Genomic DNA, 15,679 nt, shown 5'->3' on the forward strand with positions numbered 1-15,679 from the left:
ACCTGAAAATGGGGTTCGATGAACTGGGGCTCAACCCCGACCTGCTCGAGGGCATCTCCGCCATGGGCATCCGTACGCCCACGCCCATCCAGCAGCAGGCCATCCCGGCCGCGCTCGATGGCCGTGACCTGATCGCCTGCGCACAGACCGGCACCGGCAAGACCGCGGCCTTCCTGCTGCCCATCATGGACGTCGTACACCGCTACCGGCCGAAGGAGGAGGGCAGCATCCGGGCCCTGGTGGTGGTGCCCACGCGCGAGCTCGCCCTACAGATCGACCAGCAGTTGCAGGCCATCGCGTACTTCACGCCCATCACGTCGATCCCTGTGTACGGTGGCAGCGATGCCGCCTCGTTCGACCAGCAGAAGGCCGCCCTGACGGGAGGCACCGAGGTGATCATCGCCACCCCCGGCAAGCTATTGAGCCACCTCAACCTGGGCTATGTGCCGGTGAAGGGACTGGAGTTCCTGGTGCTCGACGAGGCCGATCGGATGATGGACATGGGCTTCATCGACGACATCATGCGGATCATCAGCTTTCTGCCGGAGGACCGGCAGACGCTGCTGTTCAGCGCCACGATGCCGCCTGCGATCCGGGAGCTCACCAAGCGCATCCTGAAGGACCCCGTGGAGATCACCATCGCGCTGAGCAAGCCGGCCGAGGGGGTGGACCAGCAGGCGTTCGTGGTGCACGAGATGCAGAAGGCGCCCGTGCTGGAGCACCTGCTTCGCACCACCGAGGCCAGCTGCATCGTGCTGTTCGCAGGCCGCAAGAGCGAGGTGCGCAACCTGGCCCGCCACCTCAAGCGCAAGGGTTTCGATGCGGAAGCGATGCACAGCGACCTGGAGCAGAGCGAGCGTGAAGAAGTGCTGCTACGCTTCCGGAACCGTCGGCTGCGGATCCTGGTGGCCACCAACGTGGTGAGCCGCGGGATCGACATCGACGACATCGACATGGTGATCAACTACGACGTGCCGCAGGACCCCGAGGACTACGTGCACCGCGTAGGTCGAACGGCACGTGCGGCCCGCAAGGGACAGGCCGTCACCTTCATCAACGACAAGGAGATGCGCGAGTTCGGCCGCATCGAGAAGCTGATCGGCTATGCCGTGCGCAAGGTGCCCCTGCCCGCGGAGTTCGGCCCCGGACCGGAGTACCGGCCCGATGCGCCCAAGCGCCGGGATGGTGGAGGTGGCCGGAGCGGCCCGCGCAGCGGCGCCGCAGGCCGCAGCGGTGGTGGCCGGAGCAGCGGTGGTCGCGGTCGGCGCTAGATCAGCGCGCCTTGAACATGCCGGCGTTGGCGGCCAGCACCTGCGTGGCGTCGAAGGCCTTCGCCTTGTCCCCCACCCGCTCGATGCGGATGCTCTCGATCCGGTCGCCCTGGGCGATGGCGTTCACCACCTCCTGACCGGCGGTGACGTAGCCGAACACGGCGTGCCGCCCGTCCAGCCAGGGGGTCTCCTTGTGGGTGATGAAGAACTGGCTTCCGTTGGTGGCCGGGCCCGCGTTGGCCATGCTGAGGGTGCCCGCACGGTCGTGCTTCAGCCCCGGGTTGATCTCGTCCTGGAACGCATAGCCCGGCCCGCCGGAACCGGTACCCGTGGGATCGCCGCCCTGGATCATGAAGTCGGCGATGACGCGGTGGAACGTGAGCCCATCGTAGTACGGCTGGCCCTGCCCGCGTGCGGAGTTCTTCACAGAGCCTTCCGCCAGGCCGACGAAGTTGGCCACCGTCACCGGGGCCTTCTCGTGCTCCAGCCGGATGGTGATGGCGCCCTTGTTGGTGGTGATCTTGGCGAAGACGCCCTCGGTGGGGTTCGTGCTCATGGGTGCTTGTTCGGTGGTGGTGAGTGGGTCGGTCGCAGGCGCGGAGGCCTCGCCAGCGCCCTGGCCGGAAGGCGCACAGGAGGCCAGCAGCAGGGACCAGAGGGCGGAGAGGGGTATCGCGGATCGCATGGTCGGGTCGAAGTGGGCGCGAAAATACGCGGCGGCTCACTCCATGAGACGTTCCTCGATGGCATCCAGCTTCTCCACGGAGAACGCGCCTTCGGTGCGATGCACCACCCGGCCCTCGCGGTCCAGCACGAAGAAGTACGGGATGTCCTTGCTGTGCAGGCCGAGCGCCTGCTCGAAGGGCTCGATCTCGCCTTGGTAGAAGAGCACATGGTCGGCCACCTCCGGATCGGCGCTCTTGCGGAAGCGCTTCATGCTGGGCTCGTAGGCCGCCTTGTTGCCCCCGATGAACATGGGGATGAACCACACGTCCGCTTCGTACGTCCCGGCGAAGAGCCCGTGCTTGGCCACCAGCCTTAGGAAGGCCGGTTCAGCCCACTCCTCCAGCATCGGCGAGGCCTTCTGGCTGTAGGCCAGCCCGACCACCGTGAAGCCTTTGGCCGCCGGGTCGGGCAGCTGCACACGACCCCCATCGGCCTTCTCCCCTTCCAATGGCGGAAAGGTGGCGGTCTGGGCGAGCGAGGTGGTGGCGACGAAGGCGGAGAGCAGGGCGGGAAGGATGAGGGGATATCGCATGGTCCGGTCGCGTTGCATGAATGGTGCCATCAGTGGACGCCCTGCTCCGGGTTGCGGCCGCGCACCGGGCGGAAATGGGCCTTCATGGCCTCCACATCCACGTCCACATCGCCGGTGGGCCAGAAGGGCGGAGAGAACGAGACGCACTTACGTTCGTAGTCCATGGCCGCCAGGATGATCGGCACTTTGGCTTTGACGGCGATGTGATAGAAGCCCGTCCTCCAGGTGTCCACGCGCTTGCGGGTCCCTTCCGGGGTGATCGCGATCTTGAAGCCGGGCACGGTGCGGAAGAGGTCGGCCACTTGGTCCACGAGCTGGTTCTTCTGGCTACGGTCCACCGGATAGCCGCCCAACCAGCGGAACACGGCACCGAACGGCGGGCGGAACAGTTCGCGCTTGGCGAGGTAGCGCACATCGCCCATGCGCGCGATGCTCCGGGTGAAGAGCCCGATGAGGAAGTCCCAGTTGCTCGTATGCGGCGCCACCACCACGATGTAGCGGTCGAGGTCCTTGGGGCGGTGGTCCTCGACCGTCCAGCCCATCAGGCGGAACATCAACAGGGAGAACAGCCTGAACATGGGCTCATGTCCGTTGCAGCAGCCAGGCCACCGCCGCATCCTCCGAGGTATGCACGCTGTGGGGAACGGATGATGGATGTAGTGGTAGTACATGCGCGCCACCTTTTCGTTGAGGGTGGTGGTGGCCTCGGTGGCCTCGGCCACGGTGCGGTCCGCCACCTGTGGTGTGGTATCGATGGTGGTCACCTCCAGCTCGAAGTCCACCTCGGCGGCCAGCACGACCAGCACCCGGAGCGGCGCCCTTGCGCAGAGTCGGCGGCGGGCCTCGACCACCTCCTGCACCCCGGCGGCATCGGTGAGCAGGTCGGGTTTGAAGCGGATCTCGAGGATGCCGTCCGGTCGTACGCTCAGCACGGCCAGCCGCAGGTCGATCGCTTCTACGGGCTTCATGGCGCGGGCAAGGTATCAAAGGCGGGGATCGCAGGAACCCGACCGCCCCGCATGCCGTATGAGCGCCCCATGGAGCAGATGGGATTCGCCGTGGTGGATGTGGAGACGACCTTGGGCGATCCATTGCGGGGCCGGATCATGGAACTGGCCCTGGTGCTTCCCGACGCCGACGGACACGTGGCCTGGAGCGCCCTGGTGGACCCGGGGGTGCCGGTGCCGGCGTTCGCCCGGATGTTGACGGGCATCGCACCGGACGACCTGCGCCATGCGCCGCGCTTCCATCGGATCGTCCCGCGGTTGCTGCTGCTCACGGACACCCGGGTGATCGTGGCGCACAACGCCCGGTACGACATGGCGGCCCTGGCGGCGGAGTGCGGTCGGGCGGGCGTGTCGTTCGACCGATCGACCCTGTGCACCGAACGGCTCAGCCGCCAACTGGTGCCGCAGCTCAGCCATCACAACCTGGGCAGCCTGTGCCGCCACTTCGGGATCCCCTTCACGGGCCGTCATCGCGCGTTGAACGACGCACGCGCCACCACGGCGCTGTTGGCCCGTTTCATCGATGGGTTCGGCGTGGAACGGGTGGCGCGGGCCATCCATCATCCGGCCCGGGAGGCGCGCGCCTGACCGGTCACGGGAGCACGGACGCGGCGTACAACGCCCACAGCACCAGAGATAGCGCTGCGCCAGCGGCCGCCAGGCGGATGGTGGTCCGGGCATGCCGCTCACCCTTCGGTCCGAAGCGATGCGGCAGGGCGACGGCGCGCGCTCTTGCGCGGAGGGCCAGCACCAGCGCGCACGCGGCCATCAGCAGGGCGGGCACCACCAGTTGCGCCAGCAAGGACAGCGGCAGGCTCAGCACGGCGAGCACCCGGGCGGTGCGTGACCAGGGCAGGGGTTCCAGTTCGCTCATGCGGCCGCGCGGTCAAGCAGGGACTGATGGATGCGAAGCACCTGGGGGATGACGAGCTGATGGTCGTCGTTGTGGATCACGTGCTGCGCCGCGATGCGCATGTCCTCCTCGGCATCCTGCGCCGCCATGCGGGCACGCACAGCCACCTCACCCACCCCATCGCGCTGCATGGTGCGCTGCAGCCGAAGGTCCTCGGGCGCGGTCACCAGCACCAGGCCGTCCAGCGCACGGGCACCACCGCTGCCCACCAGGATGGCGGATTCCATCAGCACATAGGAGGCGTCCTGCGCGTCGGCCCACTGCGCGAACGCGGCCCGGACCGCAGGATGAACAATGCCGTTCAACCGGGCGCGCGCCGCGGGATCGGAGAAGACCCTCCGCGCCAGTGCTTCGCGGTCCAGGATGCCCCCCGGGTAGGCCTCAGCGCCGAACGCTTCTGTCACTGCCTGACGCACGAGGGGATCGTCCGCCAGAAGGCGCTTCCCTGCGGCGTCCGCCTCGAAGACCGGCACACCGAGCACGCCGAAGACACGGCACACCGTGGACTTGCCACTGCCGATGCCACCGGTGATGCCGATCCTCAACATGCGTTCAGACGATCATTCGATCATCTCCACATTCCCGCATTCCCACATTCCGACATGTGCTCATGTGACCATTTGCCCATGTGCCCGTGTGCTCGCGTGACCACGTTCCTGATGCGCGATCAGCGCGTGCACTTGTCGATCAGCTGGCCTTCACGGCCTCTTCGTTCAGCTGCTGGGAGCTGTCCATCGCCAGCGCGCTCTTCTCGAAGCGGATCTTCACGTTGGTGTCCACCTCCACCAGCACGGTCTTCTCGCTCACCTCCACCACTTTGCCATGCACCCCGCCGATGGTGACCACCTTCATGCCCTTCTGGATCGACTCGCGGAACTTGCGGGCATCCTTGGCCTTCTTCTGCTGCGGGCGGATCATGAAGAAGTAGAAGACGACCATGAGCAGGCCCATCATGATCCAGAAGCTGTACGGGCTTTGCTGGCCGGCGGCCTGCAGGGGGAAGGAGAGCGGGAACATCATGCGTGTGATCGGGTTCAGGGGTTGGAGAGCGGAGTGAGCACTTCGCCCTTGATGGTGAGGATGGTGGTGGGTGGTCGTGTGTTGGCCACCACGGATACGGTCTTCTCCTGAGCGCCTTCGCGTCCTTCGCTATCGAAGGAGACCGTGATGGCACCGGTGCCGCCCGGGGCGATGGGCTGTCGGGGCCAGTCCTTCCCCACCGTGCAGCCGCAGCTGCCGCGCACATCGGCGATCACCAGGTCGCCTTCGCCCGTATTGCGGAACCGGAAGCTGCGTTCCACGACCGAACCCTGGGAGATGCGGCCCATGTGGATGACGGTGCTGTCGAAGGACATCACCGGCCGTTCACCGGCCGCGTCGGCGTAGCCCGAGGCCCGGCCGTCGAGGGCCGTGGGGTCCACCTCGCCCGGAGGGCGCTCGCTGTGGTCGGTGATGCGGCATGCGCCCAGGAGCATGGTGAACACCGCCGCGGACAGGACCAGGCGCGCCGGGTGCCTGCAGGCGCGAAGGGATACGGTCCGGTGACGGTGGTCGATCATGGTCCTGCTCAGCTCTCCAGCAGTCCTCGGCCCACCTTACGGATGCCGCCCTGTTCCTTGAGCTCGAGGAACAGCTTGTCGAGGATGCCGTTGATGAAGTTCTTGCTCTTGGGCGTGCTGTACGCCTTGGCCACCTCGATGTACTCGTTGAGCGTCACCTTCACCGGGATGTCCTCGAAAGTGCGCGCTTCGGTGAGGGCCATGCGCATGAGGATCATGTCGCTCAGGGCGATCCGATCGGCCTCCCAATTGGCGGCCTTCTCGGCGATCAGCCGCCCGTGCTCATCCCCTTGCTCGATGCTTGTGCGGAACAGGGTGCTCACGAAGTGCTGCTCGGCGGCGGGGGCGGCCAACACGTCGACCACCGAGGCGTCGAAGGCGGCCGGTGCACGAAGACCCTCCAGGACGCGCTTCACCAGCGCGCAGGCCAGGTCCAGGTCCTCCAGCCAATAGATGCTACGGGCCTCGAAATGCTCGTGCAGGTCCTCGAAGTTGGCCACGTTCTCGACGAACAGGTGGAGCAGATACTGCTGCTCGGCGCGCAGGTCGTCCGCCGGGGTGGACAGGAACGCCTTGAACCGCTCGTCCTGGTCCATCACCTTCAGGATGCGCTGGAACAGGTCGCCCTGGCCCATCCAGCCCACCTTGCGCTTGTTGGCCTCGGCCTCCAGGACAGGCGATCCCGTGATGGCGTTCAGCAGGGCCCCGTCCACGAAGCGGCGGTTGGGGTTGAGGTCCTCGGCGGTCGGCAGGTGCTTGAGCCGTCTGTCCTCGATCCGCAGTTCCGCGGCCCGGCGCAGCTCCCCGAAGGTGAGCAGCAGGGTGACGAACAGATCGAAGGTGCGTTCGATGCTCAGGAACAGCTCCTTCTCGATGCGGGCCGCGCTCGACGAGTCGCTTTGCCAGTACGCATAGAGCGACTGGTAGACCTTGATGCGCAGGTAGCGCCGGTTGAGCATGTGGTCCTGGGGGCTGTTTTCGGACGGGCGAACGATCAGGAACGCAGGCCGGCCTGGCGGATGCTGTGGACGCGCTGCTCGGCGGCCTGGTTGGCGGCGAGGTAGGTGGGGATGCCCTCGTCGGCGCTGCGCTTGAAGATGGCCAGGGCCGTGTTGTAGATGCCTTCGGTCTGCATCAGGGCGGCCTTGCGGTCGTAACCCTTGCGCTCCCAGGCGCAGTTGATGATGCCACCGGCGTTGATCAGGAAGTCCGGTGCGTACAGGATGCCGCGCCTCATCACCTCCGGACCGTGCACGCCCTCGTTGGCGAGCTGGTTGTTGGCGGCCCCGGCAATGACGCTGCACTTCAGCCTGGGCAGGGTGTCGTCGTTCACCGTGGCACCCAGGGCACAGGGCGAGTAGATGTCCATGTCCAGGTCGTAGATGTCCGCGGGCTTCACCAGGGTGATGGCCGGCAGTTCGGCCTTGATGGCCGCCAGCTTCTCGTCGTGGATGTCGGTGAGGAACACCTGGGCCCCGGCCTTCGCCAGGTGGGCCGCGAGGTGGCGGCCCACGTTGCCCGCACCCTGGATGCCCACCTTGCGGCCGCTGAGGTTCTCGCTGCCGTAGGCGGTCTTGGCGGCGGCCTTCATGCCGCAGAACACCCCGTAGGCGGTCACCGGACTGGGGTCGCCGCTGCCGCCGATCTCCTCGGGCAGGCCGGCCACGTGCGGGGTCTCCTTGCGGATGTTCACCATCTCGGCGGTGCTCATGCCCACGTCCTCGGCGGTGATGTAGCGGCCGTTGAGGCTGTGCACGAAGCGGCCGAAGCGGCGGAACATGGCCTCGGTCTTGTCCTTGCGGGCATCGCCGATGATGACGGCCTTGCCGCCGCCCAGGTCGAGCCCGGCCAGGGCGCTTTTGTACGTCATGCCCCGGCTGAGGCGCAGCACATCGCTGATCGCTTCGGCCTCGCTGGTGTAGGGCCACATGCGCGTGCCGCCCAGCGCGGGCCCCAGGGTGGTGTCGTGGATGGCGATGATGGCCCGCAGTCCGGTGGGGCGATCGAAGCAGAAGAGCACTTCCTCGTGATCGTGCTGCTCCATGCGGCCGATGATGGCGGCGGCCTCGGTGGCCTTGGCGGTGGTGGTGGCCATGGATGTGCGTGCTGGCGGGTGAGGGACCACCGGTGGCTTGCGGGGCGGCTACCTTTGGCGGGCCGGTCCTCCGGGGCGGCGCAAAACTAGCACGTTCGCCGGTCCCCGATGCGCCCGCTCCTCGCGCTGAACCCGTACTTCCGCCGCTACCGCGGCCGTTTGCTGCTCGGCTTCCTCTTCATCGTGCTCAGCAACCTCTTCGCGGTATACAGTCCGCAGGTGGTGCGGGAAGCAGTGGACCTCATCGCCGCAGGCATCGAGCAGGCCGAGCGCCCCGCGCCCGATCGCGTCCTGGCGGTGCCCGCCACGCTGCAGCTGTGGGTGGGCTGGACCGGCGTCGACCTGCAAGGCCTGCTGGACGACCTGGCCGACCGCGACGCCATCGCCGCCACGGTCACCCGATGTGCCCTCCTCCTGGCCGCGCTCTACCTGGTGTTCGCCCTGCTCAAAGGCCTCTTCATGTTCTTCATGCGGCAGACCATCATCGTGATGAGCCGCCTGATCGAGTACGACATGAAGAACGTGATCTTCGACCACTACCAGTCGTTGGACCGGGCGTTCTACAAGCGCAACAGCACGGGCGACCTCATGAACCGCATCAGCGAGGACGTGGGCAAGGTGCGCATGTACCTCGGCCCGGCGGTGATGTACACGGTGAACCTGGTGGTGCTCTTCGTGCTGTGCATCGGCTTCATGCTCTCGGTGAACCCCACGATGACGCTATGGACCCTGCTGCCCCTTCCGCTGATGAGCCTGGTGATCTACCGGGTGAGCGACCTCATCAACCGCCGGAGCCTCGATGTGCAACGGCAGCAGAGCGTGCTGAGCACCCTGGCGCAGGAGTCCTTCAGCGGCATCCGTGTGCTGAAGGCGTACGCCCGGGAAGGCCATGCGGCGGACCGGTTCAGGGCGAGCAGCGCGTGCTACCGCACCCTGAGCCTGGCCCAGGCACGGGTGGACGCCCTCTTCATGCCGGCCATCGGCCTGCTCATCGGCATCAGTTCGATCCTCACGGTCTTCATCGGCGGGCGCATGCTCATTGCCGGCGACCCCACGGTGACCGTGGGGCACATCGCGGAGTTCATCATCTATGTGAACATGCTCACCTGGCCCTTCGCCTCGGTGGGTTGGGTGGTGTCCCTCGTGCAGCAGGCCTCGGCCAGCATGGAACGGATCAACGAATTCCTGGACGAGCGCCCCGCCGTGCGGCCGGGCCATCGAGTGACTACCGCGCTGAAGGGCGAACTGCGGTTCGACCGCGTGAGCTTCACCTACCCCGACACGGGCATCGAGGCGTTGCGCGAGGTGAGCTTCCATGTGCCCGCCGGAGGCACGCTGGCCATCGTGGGCCACACCGGATCGGGCAAGAGCACCGTGGCCGACCTGCTGGTGCGCCACTACGACCCCACGGCCGGCACCGTGCTCATCGACGGCATCCCGCTGCAGGAGTACGACCTGGCCGCTCTGCGCCGCCACATCTGGCATGTGCCCCAGGACGTCTTCCTGTTCAGCGAACGCATCGCGGACAACATCGCCTTCGGGACCGATAGCGCGGAAGAGGCCCTGATCACCACGGCGGCGCAACAGGCGCAGGTGCACGACAACATCACGGGGTTCCCCAAAGGCTACGACACGATGCTGGGCGAACGCGGCGTCACCCTCAGCGGCGGCCAGAAGCAGCGCGTGAGCATCGCCAGGGCGTTGGCCACCCGCCCGCGCATCCTGATCCTCGACGACCCATTGAGCGCGGTGGACACCGCCACGGAGGCGGCCTTCCTGCGCGACCTGCGGGCACAGCGCGACATCGGGCGCACCACGGTGCTGATCAGCCACCGCATCAGCGCCGTGCAGGACGCGGACCACATCCTGGTGCTCGACCACGGCCGCGTGATCGAGGAGGGCGACCATGCGGGCCTGCTCGCCAAGGGTGGCACCTACGCGCGCCTGCACCAGGAGCAGCTCCTGGAGGAGGCCCGGGAGGCCTGAGCCCCCCTTGCCCGGTCCGGACGTCCTTCTATCTTTGGTAGACCGAAACCGGACCCAGTGATGGCGGACGAGCGTGAGGATGTGTATTCCAAGGCCGTAAGGGCCGGTAAGCGCACGTATTTCTTCGATGTGAAGAGCACCCGCGGGCGCGACCTCTTCCTCACCATCACCGAGAGCAAGAAGCACAGCAACCCGGACGGCACGGCCAGCTACGAGAAGCACAAGATCTTCCTCTACAAGGAGGACTTCGACAAGTTCCTGGACGGCCTGCACGACGCCTTCGACGAGATCGATCGGCTGCGGGCCACGGGTCAGTACCAGGCCGAACAGCCACCGCGCGATCCGGATGCACCGCCTCCCGCAACAGGTGGCGGCGATCGGTACACCGACGTGGACTTCGACGACCTGGAACGGAAGGACGGCTGAACGGCCTGCGGCACCGCGCCGACAGCGGGTTGTTCAAAAATCGCCTTGTTATCAACAGCGACGGGGAGCCTCCCCTGCCCTTCTTTGCGCCGTCCATAACCGTTGACCCAACGCTTTCCCGAAGGGCCTTGAGCGGAGCGGACCGACACCAATGTCCAAGATCATCGCCATCGTGAACCAGAAAGGCGGCGTGGGCAAGACCACCACCGCCATCAACCTGGCCGCCTGCTTCGGGGTGCTGGAGCGCCGCACCCTGCTGGTGGACGCCGACCCGCAGGCCAATGCCACCAGCGGCGTGGGCTTCGACCCGCGCAACGTGAAGGCCAGCATCTACGAGTGCATCATCAACGGCACCCCGGCCAGCGAAGTGGTGCTGGGCACGGACAACCCCAACCTCGACCTGCTGCCCGGCCACATCGACCTGGTGGGCGCCGAGATCGAGATGATCGACATGAGCGAGCGCGAGCGCCAGATGAAGAAGGTGCTCGAGCCCTTGCGCGACCTGTACGACCTGATCATCATTGACTGTAGCCCCAGCCTGGGCCTGGTGACGGTGAACGCGCTGACGGCGGCCGACAGCGTGATCGTACCGGTGCAGTGCGAGTACTTCGCCCTGGAAGGCCTCGGCAAGCTGCTCAACACGATCAAGATCGTGCAGCAGCGCCTGAACCCCGAACTGGTGATCGAGGGCATGCTGCTGACCATGTACGACAGCCGCCTGCGCCTGGCCAACCAGGTGGTGGAGGAAGTGAAGACCCACTTCCAGCAGCTGGTGTTCGACACGGTGGTGCACCGCAATGTGGCGCTGGGCGAGGCCCCCAGCCATGGGCAGACCATCATCATGCACGACGCCAGCAGCAAGGGGGCGGTGAACTACCTGAACCTGGCACGCGAGATCCTGCAGAAGAACGACATGACACGCATCCCGGGCTCGGAGCGCGTGATCGCCATCCCCGAGGAGCAATGACCAAGAAACGCGGCCTGGGGCGCGGCCTGAGCGCCCTTCTGGAGGACAGCGGCGCGGACCTCACCGAACGTCCCGCGGGCGGCGACATCGGGGTGGCGGCCGGCGCGCCGGTGCGCAGCACGGGCCATGTGGCCACCCTGCCGGTGGCGCAGATCGAGCCCAACCCCTTCCAGCCCCGCACGCACTTCAGCCCCGAGGCGCTCACGGAGCTCAGCCTCAGCATCCGCCAGCTGGGCGTCATCCAGCCGGTGACGGTGCGCAAGGTGGGCTACGACAAGTACCAGCTCATCAGCGGCGAACGCCGCTTCCGCGCCAGCCAGGCCGCGGGCCTCACCGAGATCCCCGCCTACATCCGCATCGCCAACGACGAGGCCATGCTGGAGATGGCGCTGGTGGAGAACATCCAGCGCGAGGACCTGGACGCCATCGAGGTGGCCATCAGCTTCGAGCGGCTCATCGACGAGGTGAAGCTCACCCAGGAGCAGCTCAGCGAGAAGGTGGGCAAGGACCGCACGACGGTGACGAACTACCTGCGCCTGCTGAAGCTGCCGCCCGAGGTGCAGCTGGGCATCCGCCAGCGGCAGATCGGCATGGGCCACGCCCGCGCCCTACTGGCCGTGAGCGACCCCGCCCAGCAGGTGGACCTGTACCGCCGTATCGTGGAGAGCCAGTTGAGCGTGCGCGAGGTGGAGGACCTGGCCCGCACGGCCAAACGAGGCCCGGTGCCCACCGGCGCCTCGAAGCTGAGCGGCGCCCTGCACAAGCAGACCGCCAAGCAGCTGAGCCAGCGCTTCGGCACCAAGGTTGCCGTGAAGCAGAACGCCCAGGGCAAGGGCCGCATCGAGATCGTCTTCCGCAACGGCGACGAACTGGCGGCCCTGCTGGCCAAGCTGGGCAGTTGAGCCCCGCCATGCGCCGCTGCGTCCTGCTGCTCCTCCTGCTCCCCCTCGCCGCGGCGCTGCACGCCCAACGCGACCCCGCAGCGGCCGACAGCGTGCCCCCCTGGCGCCTGCGCCACAAGCCCGGCCGCGCCGCCCTCTACAGCGCCGTACTGCCCGGGGCCGGCCAGGTGTACAACCGCAAGTATTGGAAGCTGCCCATCGTGGCCGCCGGCCTTGGCGTCTCCGCCTACTTCATCGCCAACAACACCCGCGAGTACAACCGCTACAAGGACGCCTACATCGCGCTGGTGGACAACGACCCCGCCACGGTGGACGAGTTCAATGGCGAGTTCTCCGCAGCGGCAGTGCGCGACGTGGCCGACACCTACCGCCGGTGGATGGACCTGAGCTACGTGGGCCTCACCCTGGTGTACGTGCTCAACATCGTGGACGCCACGGTGGACGCGCACTTCGTGCGGTTCGACGTGGGCGACGACCTGAGCCTGCAGCTGCGCCCGGGCCTGGACCTCGCCGCACAGCGGGCCGTGGGGCTGACGCTGAGCGTGGGGTGGTGAGCACTTTTCAGTGTGAACCGATCACGAGGGGACAGCGGGCCAACACCATCCCTCGCTCATCCACGCAGGCCAGGTCGTAGAGGCCGGGCGGCAGTGCGACCAGCTCCAAGTGGGGCATGCCGCTGCGGCCCCAGGCCACCACACGGCCCAGGGCATCGGTGAGCCGCAGGCGGCTGCCGGCGTGCAGGCCGGCGTAAGCGATCTGCACACGGTCCGTGGCCGGGTTGGGCCAGGCGGTCATGAACGATCCCGTGGAACCCTCCTCGCTCAGGCCGGTCTCCTGCGCATACTTCAGCACGAGGATCTCGTCAGCGACGGTGGTATCGCGCATGTGGCCATGGACCAGGATATCACCGGCAGCGTCAAGGATCACATCATGAGCGCCACTGTTGCCCACGTTCGGGGTGGTGTACAGGTCCGACCAGAGCGGCTGGCCCGATGGGTCCAACCGTTGGGTGAAGATCGCTGAACGGCCACCCTGCAAGGGATCGGCGCGGGTCCCCACCAGCACACACGAGCCGCCGGCTTGGGCCGCGATCCCACTGCCGAGAACGTCCAGCGGTCCGTCGTCCACCACATGGGACCAAAGAAGCGTTCCGCTGGCGGAGATGCCGAACGCACCCAGGTCCTTCGACCCATCCGCTGCGGTACCGGTCCCGATGCAGAACACCGTTCCATCGGAAGCGATGGAAAGATCCCTGGGACTGTCGGCATCACCGATGCTGAGCTGTTGGTTCCAGAGTTGGTTGCCAAGTGTATCGTAACAATGCACCACGAGATCAGTACCTCCTCCCCCCGGCACAGGACGCATGCCAAGCAGGACCATTCGATCATTCCCTGAGCGTTCGAGGACCAGTCCATGCGCCGATTCCGACGGATAACTGCGCACCTCCCATCGTGGTGTACCGTCCAGATCCAGTGACTGAAGGAGCATGCTTCCAACCAGGGTATCCACACTCAGCCCGGAGAAATACGGTCTGCCGACCACATCCACCGCTGCACCTGCCAGGAATTCATTGTATGGCGGCAGGCCGCTTTCGTACCGGTGCTCCCACAGGAGAACACCTGTATCGGTCAAGCCACGCGTGATCAGGTCGCGCCCAGTAGTGTCCGTGTAGTTCGTTGTCGCTACATAGACTTGACCTGCTCCTTCCCGGATGTACATGGGCATGTCCTGGGCACCCGTGTGCACGATCTCCGTGGTCCAAAGGATCAGTCCCGAAGGAGCGTATTTGCGCACGCGGATCGTCCCCGGTCCGAATGCACAGGCCAGTATATGATCATCGGCGTCTAATACCATATCAGCATGCCCGATCGGCATGTGATCATGGAGTGTATCCGACCACAGTACCTGTCCGAACACATCTACTGAGCCGGTGGTGAAGATCCGGTTTCATGCGGCATATCGAACATCGGGGTGACCGAAGTAGCTTTTGATGTGCTTGGGCTTCTTGGACACGCTTCGGTAATGGGCCAAGATGTTCTCAACGAGTTGCTCCTCGGTGCGCGGCGGCGGAGCGCTGGTCACGTTCTTCTTCAGGTCGGCATTGGCCACCTCCACGGGGTTGAGTTCGGGTGAGTAGCCCGGCATGAAGAACAGTTCGATGCGCTCCTTGTGCTTTTCCAGCCATGGGCGCAGGACTTTGGCATGATGCACCGGCAGGTTGTCCAGGATGAGGAACACCTTGCGCTTTGCCCCTTTGATCAAACGTGCGAGGAAATCCTGGAAGATCTCCGCATCAAGGGCGCCCTTGAAGACCATCCACCGCATCTGGCCGCGATTGGTGATGGTGGAGATGATCGAACGGCCGAAGCGCTTGTTCAGCACACGCACCACCGGCGTCTTGCCACGCTTGGCGAAGCTCCGTCCACGCACATCATCATTGCGCAGGCCGGTCTCATCCCCCCAATGGATGTCCGCGCCCTCCAATTCGGCCCTGCGCTCGATCGCCGGATAGACCTCTTCACGCCACTTGCGCACCAGTTTGGGTCGCTGTTCTGCTGCGCGGCGCATCGGCTTCTGTGCGCTGAAGCCCCAACGGCTCAAGTAGTCGGTCATCGTGCGTTCGGGCAGCACTACGCCGAAGCGTTCTTTGATCAACAGCGCGATGGCCTTGCGTGACCACAGCGCATAGGGCAACTTCAATTGATCGGGCATCTTGTCAGCGATCAGCCGAAGTGTCTGCTTCTGCTGCTCTTGCGTCAGGATCATGCCGCTGCCTTGCGGCCGCCCGCTGCGGCATACCTCAACGGCTCTCCATCCCCGCGCTGATAGCGTTGCCAAGCATCATTGGCCGCCGTCAGCCCAAGGCTGCACAGCGCGGAAGACTCTTTCAGCCCGCAACCTTGCAAGCGGCAGCGCACCGCCTGCCGCAATCGTTCGTTCAGCGCCTCATCGCTGAGGCTTCGCGCATCTGTTCGCTTCATGTCAAGCTCGATCCACAGATCGTGCCGATCGACCGCTTCTTTGTCACCGTCTCAGTAATTTGGTGATCAGCGCGCTCCACTCCTCCGGAAAAGCGACCGGGATAAGGACATCCAAGATCACCGTAGCACCCTGATCATCACACTGGAGCGAGGCCGCCCGTGACCCGCTGAACGGAGCAACCGCGGAATCGTAGACCCATAACGGCTCGACCACTTGTGCATGCGATCGGTCAGGCGCGACCCACCCGATCGAGCTGATCAGGAGGATCAGCTTCTTCATGCCAGCCAAGTTGCTGCCTTAACGGATGGGGATC

General features: G+C 65.9%; 20 protein-coding genes. 7 read left to right on the forward strand and 13 right to left on the reverse strand.

Translation table 11 applies throughout. The features are described 5' to 3' along the window. Positions 1-8 precede the first annotated feature (8 nt). Positions 9-1,271 (forward strand): DEAD/DEAH box helicase, encoded by a 1,263-nt coding sequence (locus tag IPJ87_06350; protein ID MBK7941480.1) that lies wholly within the window; start codon positions 9-11, stop codon positions 1,269-1,271. Position 1,272: 1 nt separating this feature from the next. Here IPJ87_06350 and IPJ87_06355 read toward each other — a convergent pair whose 3' ends face one another. Genes IPJ87_06355 through IPJ87_06365 form a run of 3 tightly spaced genes read right to left on the reverse strand, consistent with a single transcriptional unit; the run spans position 1,273 to position 3,107 of the window. Continuing rightward, on the reverse strand, positions 1,273-1,956 hold the full coding sequence (locus tag IPJ87_06355; protein MBK7941481.1) for a peptidylprolyl isomerase: 684 nt from the start codon (positions 1,954-1,956) through the stop codon (positions 1,273-1,275). Positions 1,957-1,992: 36 nt separating this feature from the next. Then, positions 1,993-2,529: a hypothetical protein gene (locus IPJ87_06360; protein MBK7941482.1), complete on the reverse strand. Its 537-nt coding sequence runs from the start codon at positions 2,527-2,529 to the stop codon at positions 1,993-1,995. Positions 2,530-2,558: 29 nt separating this feature from the next. Continuing rightward, complete coding sequence (locus IPJ87_06365; protein ID MBK7941483.1) at positions 2,559-3,107, reverse strand: 1-acyl-sn-glycerol-3-phosphate acyltransferase; 549 nt, start codon at positions 3,105-3,107, stop codon at positions 2,559-2,561. A gap of 441 nt (positions 3,108-3,548) precedes the next feature. On the opposite strand from IPJ87_06365, the gene IPJ87_06370 reads away from it, so the two are divergent. Further along, entirely contained in the window at positions 3,549-4,124 is a 576-nt protein-coding gene (locus tag IPJ87_06370; protein MBK7941484.1) for a 3'-5' exonuclease, read from the forward strand. 4 nt (positions 4,125-4,128) lie between these two features. Here the strand turns inward: IPJ87_06370 and IPJ87_06375 are convergent, their stop codons facing one another. From IPJ87_06375 to IPJ87_06400, 6 genes are all read right to left on the reverse strand, one after another. Further along, positions 4,129-4,410 carry a hypothetical protein gene (locus IPJ87_06375; GenBank protein MBK7941485.1) on the reverse strand — a complete coding sequence of 94 codons (282 nt, stop codon included), beginning with the start codon at positions 4,408-4,410 and terminating at the stop codon, positions 4,129-4,131. Further along, positions 4,407-4,997 (reverse strand): dephospho-CoA kinase, encoded by a 591-nt coding sequence (locus tag IPJ87_06380; GenBank protein MBK7941486.1) that lies wholly within the window; start codon positions 4,995-4,997, stop codon positions 4,407-4,409. The genes IPJ87_06375 and IPJ87_06380 overlap by 4 nt, the downstream gene beginning before the upstream one ends. Before the next feature lie 139 nt (positions 4,998-5,136). Then, entirely contained in the window at positions 5,137-5,466 is a 330-nt protein-coding gene (gene yajC / locus IPJ87_06385) for a preprotein translocase subunit YajC (GenBank protein ID MBK7941487.1), read from the reverse strand. A 17-nt stretch (positions 5,467-5,483) separates the two neighbouring features. Continuing rightward, positions 5,484-6,008: a DUF1573 domain-containing protein gene (locus IPJ87_06390; protein MBK7941488.1), complete on the reverse strand. Its 525-nt coding sequence runs from the start codon at positions 6,006-6,008 to the stop codon at positions 5,484-5,486. A gap of 8 nt (positions 6,009-6,016) precedes the next feature. Further along, entirely contained in the window at positions 6,017-6,967 is a 951-nt protein-coding gene (locus IPJ87_06395) for a transcription antitermination protein NusB (GenBank protein ID MBK7941489.1), read from the reverse strand. A gap of 35 nt (positions 6,968-7,002) precedes the next feature. Beyond that, complete coding sequence (locus IPJ87_06400; protein MBK7941490.1) at positions 7,003-8,052, reverse strand: Glu/Leu/Phe/Val dehydrogenase; 1,050 nt, start codon at positions 8,050-8,052, stop codon at positions 7,003-7,005. Between the two features lie 159 nt (positions 8,053-8,211). On the opposite strand from IPJ87_06400, the gene IPJ87_06405 reads away from it, so the two are divergent. The 5 genes from IPJ87_06405 to IPJ87_06425 all read left to right on the forward strand — a co-directional run bounded on the left by IPJ87_06405 (position 8,212) and on the right by IPJ87_06425 (position 12,938). After that, a complete protein-coding gene (locus IPJ87_06405) occupies positions 8,212-10,089 on the forward strand; it encodes an ABC transporter ATP-binding protein (protein MBK7941491.1) in 1,878 nt (625 codons plus the stop codon). A gap of 60 nt (positions 10,090-10,149) precedes the next feature. Next, positions 10,150-10,515, forward strand: a complete 366-nt coding sequence (locus tag IPJ87_06410; GenBank protein MBK7941492.1) for a DUF3276 family protein — start codon at positions 10,150-10,152, stop codon at positions 10,513-10,515. A gap of 151 nt (positions 10,516-10,666) precedes the next feature. Further along, positions 10,667-11,482, forward strand: coding sequence for a ParA family protein (locus tag IPJ87_06415; GenBank protein MBK7941493.1), 816 nt, complete (start codon positions 10,667-10,669; stop codon positions 11,480-11,482). Then, the gene (locus IPJ87_06420) at positions 11,479-12,384 is read left to right on the forward strand and encodes a ParB/RepB/Spo0J family partition protein (GenBank protein ID MBK7941494.1); all 906 of its coding nucleotides are present in this window, start codon (positions 11,479-11,481) and stop codon (positions 12,382-12,384) included. Before IPJ87_06415 ends, IPJ87_06420 begins: the two co-directional genes overlap by 4 nt. An 8-nt stretch (positions 12,385-12,392) precedes the next feature. Continuing rightward, positions 12,393-12,938: a hypothetical protein gene (locus IPJ87_06425; protein ID MBK7941495.1), complete on the forward strand. Its 546-nt coding sequence runs from the start codon at positions 12,393-12,395 to the stop codon at positions 12,936-12,938. A gap of 7 nt (positions 12,939-12,945) precedes the next feature. Here IPJ87_06425 and IPJ87_06430 read toward each other — a convergent pair whose 3' ends face one another. The 4 genes from IPJ87_06430 to IPJ87_06445 all read right to left on the reverse strand — a co-directional run bounded on the left by IPJ87_06430 (position 12,946) and on the right by IPJ87_06445 (position 15,645). Continuing rightward, positions 12,946-13,749 carry a T9SS type A sorting domain-containing protein gene (locus IPJ87_06430; protein ID MBK7941496.1) on the reverse strand — a complete coding sequence of 268 codons (804 nt, stop codon included), beginning with the start codon at positions 13,747-13,749 and terminating at the stop codon, positions 12,946-12,948. A gap of 582 nt (positions 13,750-14,331) precedes the next feature. After that, positions 14,332-15,150, reverse strand: coding sequence for an IS630 family transposase (locus IPJ87_06435; protein ID MBK7941497.1), 819 nt, complete (start codon positions 15,148-15,150; stop codon positions 14,332-14,334). Next, a complete protein-coding gene (locus IPJ87_06440; GenBank protein ID MBK7941498.1) occupies positions 15,147-15,365 on the reverse strand; it encodes a hypothetical protein in 219 nt (72 codons plus the stop codon). Before IPJ87_06440 ends, IPJ87_06435 begins: the two co-directional genes overlap by 4 nt. Before the next feature lie 43 nt (positions 15,366-15,408). Next, the gene (locus IPJ87_06445) at positions 15,409-15,645 is read right to left on the reverse strand and encodes a hypothetical protein (GenBank protein MBK7941499.1); all 237 of its coding nucleotides are present in this window, start codon (positions 15,643-15,645) and stop codon (positions 15,409-15,411) included. Positions 15,646-15,679: the final 34 nt, after the last annotated feature.

The organism is Flavobacteriales bacterium (assembly GCA_016713875.1).
Lineage (GTDB): Bacteria > Bacteroidota > Bacteroidia > Flavobacteriales_F > PHOS-HE28 > PHOS-HE28.

Coding starts and splice junctions, on each gene's coding strand:
- IPJ87_06425 (MBK7941495.1), top strand. CDS start 12,393: ATGCGCCGCTGCGTCCTGCTGCTCCTCCTGCTCCCCCTCGCCGCGGCG.
- IPJ87_06350 (MBK7941480.1), top strand. CDS start 9: ATGGGGTTCGATGAACTGGGGCTCAACCCCGACCTGCTCGAGGGCATC.
- IPJ87_06355 (MBK7941481.1), bottom strand. CDS start 1,956: ATGCGATCCGCGATACCCCTCTCCGCCCTCTGGTCCCTGCTGCTGGCC.
- IPJ87_06395 (MBK7941489.1), bottom strand. CDS start 6,967: ATGCTCAACCGGCGCTACCTGCGCATCAAGGTCTACCAGTCGCTCTAT.
- IPJ87_06390 (MBK7941488.1), bottom strand. CDS start 6,008: ATGATCGACCACCGTCACCGGACCGTATCCCTTCGCGCCTGCAGGCAC.
- IPJ87_06375 (MBK7941485.1), bottom strand. CDS start 4,410: ATGAGCGAACTGGAACCCCTGCCCTGGTCACGCACCGCCCGGGTGCTC.
- IPJ87_06415 (MBK7941493.1), top strand. CDS start 10,667: ATGTCCAAGATCATCGCCATCGTGAACCAGAAAGGCGGCGTGGGCAAG.
- IPJ87_06380 (MBK7941486.1), bottom strand. CDS start 4,997: ATGTTGAGGATCGGCATCACCGGTGGCATCGGCAGTGGCAAGTCCACG.
- IPJ87_06410 (MBK7941492.1), top strand. CDS start 10,150: ATGGCGGACGAGCGTGAGGATGTGTATTCCAAGGCCGTAAGGGCCGGT.
- IPJ87_06440 (MBK7941498.1), bottom strand. CDS start 15,365: ATGAAGCGAACAGATGCGCGAAGCCTCAGCGATGAGGCGCTGAACGAA.
- IPJ87_06435 (MBK7941497.1), bottom strand. CDS start 15,150: ATGATCCTGACGCAAGAGCAGCAGAAGCAGACACTTCGGCTGATCGCT.
- IPJ87_06405 (MBK7941491.1), top strand. CDS start 8,212: ATGCGCCCGCTCCTCGCGCTGAACCCGTACTTCCGCCGCTACCGCGGC.
- IPJ87_06420 (MBK7941494.1), top strand. CDS start 11,479: ATGACCAAGAAACGCGGCCTGGGGCGCGGCCTGAGCGCCCTTCTGGAG.
- IPJ87_06370 (MBK7941484.1), top strand. CDS start 3,549: ATGCCGTATGAGCGCCCCATGGAGCAGATGGGATTCGCCGTGGTGGAT.
- IPJ87_06365 (MBK7941483.1), bottom strand. CDS start 3,107: ATGTTCAGGCTGTTCTCCCTGTTGATGTTCCGCCTGATGGGCTGGACG.
- IPJ87_06445 (MBK7941499.1), bottom strand. CDS start 15,645: ATGAAGAAGCTGATCCTCCTGATCAGCTCGATCGGGTGGGTCGCGCCT.
- IPJ87_06430 (MBK7941496.1), bottom strand. CDS start 13,749: ATGCGTCCTGTGCCGGGGGGAGGAGGTACTGATCTCGTGGTGCATTGT.
- IPJ87_06400 (MBK7941490.1), bottom strand. CDS start 8,052: ATGGAGCAGCACGATCACGAGGAAGTGCTCTTCTGCTTCGATCGCCCC.
- IPJ87_06360 (MBK7941482.1), bottom strand. CDS start 2,529: ATGCGATATCCCCTCATCCTTCCCGCCCTGCTCTCCGCCTTCGTCGCC.
- yajC (MBK7941487.1), bottom strand. CDS start 5,466: ATGTTCCCGCTCTCCTTCCCCCTGCAGGCCGCCGGCCAGCAAAGCCCG.